The organism is Mycetohabitans endofungorum, from assembly GCF_002927045.1.
In the GTDB taxonomy this organism is placed as follows: Bacteria; Pseudomonadota; Gammaproteobacteria; order Burkholderiales; family Burkholderiaceae; genus Mycetohabitans; species Mycetohabitans endofungorum.
Map to the genome: position 1 here is coordinate 1 of NZ_PRDW01000065.1, position 1295 is coordinate 1295.

A 1295-nucleotide genomic window follows, 5' to 3' on the forward strand; every position below is an offset into this window, starting at 1 on the left:
CTGATCCGGCTGGGCGTGGTGACGGAGACGCCAGTGGGCGTGTTGATGCAACGCTCGCCCGAGCGCGTAGTGGCAGCGCTGGCCGTCATTAAAGCCGGTGGCGTCTATATGCCGCTGAACGAGCAATGGCCCGACAGTCGGCTGCACACGTTATTGAGTGAAACGCAAGCGCCCGTCGTACTGACAGATCGTACTTTGCAAGCGCGCTGCGATGCGCTCACTGCCCATGTCATTGCCGTCGATGCCGATGCGTCACTCGCTCAGGAGCCAAGCGATAACCCCGCGGTGGCGTGCTCGCCCGAGCAACTGGCGTATTTGATGTACACGTCGGGTTCGACCGGCCAGCCTAAGGGCGTGGGCATTGTGCATCGCACGGTGCGCTATATGGCCTTGGATCAGCGCTTGTCAGCTGTGCGCGATCGCGTGCTGCTGCATTCGTCGCACGCCTTTGACGTGTCGATGTATGAGCTGTGGACGCCGCTGCTGTGCGGTGGCCAGGCAGTCATTGTGCCCCCGGGTGAGTTGGATGTGCACGTGCTGCAAGAGACCATCCGAGCGCATCAGGTGAGCGCGCTATGGTTGAGCGCAGGGCTGTTTCAAGTGATGGCTGAAGGTGACTTAAGCTATCTGCGCAGTGTGCGTCAGCTGACGGTGGGCGGCGATATTGTCTCGTCCGCGGCGGCGCAGCGCGTGCTTGAGCACTGCCCCACCCTGCGCTTTATCAATGGGTATGGACCGACCGAGACGACCATTGCCACTTGCCATCTGATCGAGGCGCCGTATCAAGCGCAAGCGTCGATGCCGATAGGCGCGCCCCTAGATAACGCCACGGCCTACGTTTTAGACGCGTGCTTGCGTCCGGTGCCGGTTGGCGTCGTGGGGGAATTATATATAGCCGGTACGGGCGTGGCCAGGGGTTACTTCAACCGACCGGGGTTGACCGCCGAGCGTTTCATTGCTCACCCGTTCGATGCGAGCGGTGCGCGGCTGTACCGGACGGGCGATCTGGCGTATTGGCGCTCGGATGGTGCACTGGAGTTTATCGGCCGTGCGGACCAGCAAGTCAAGATTCGGGGCTTCCGGGTTGAACTGGGCGAGATTGAGGCGGTGCTGCAGGCTCACCCGGGCGTGGCGCAAGCTGCGGTAATCGCTCGAGAGGAGCAGGCTGGAAGTCAACAACTGGTTGGCTATATCGTGCTTGATGAAGCCCCTGCTGAGCGAGATCTTGCGACGGAGGCGAATCAAGTCGAAGAATGGCAGAAGGTCTACGATACGTACTATCAAGACGACGCGGA

1 protein-coding gene is annotated in these 1295 nt (G+C 61.2%); it reads left to right on the plus strand.

Annotation, left to right across the window (positions count from 1 at the left end):
- Nucleotides 1-1295, plus strand: a 1295-nt coding sequence (locus B0O95_RS15185; protein ID WP_146064136.1) for an amino acid adenylation domain-containing protein, incomplete at both ends; no start/stop codon positions are given.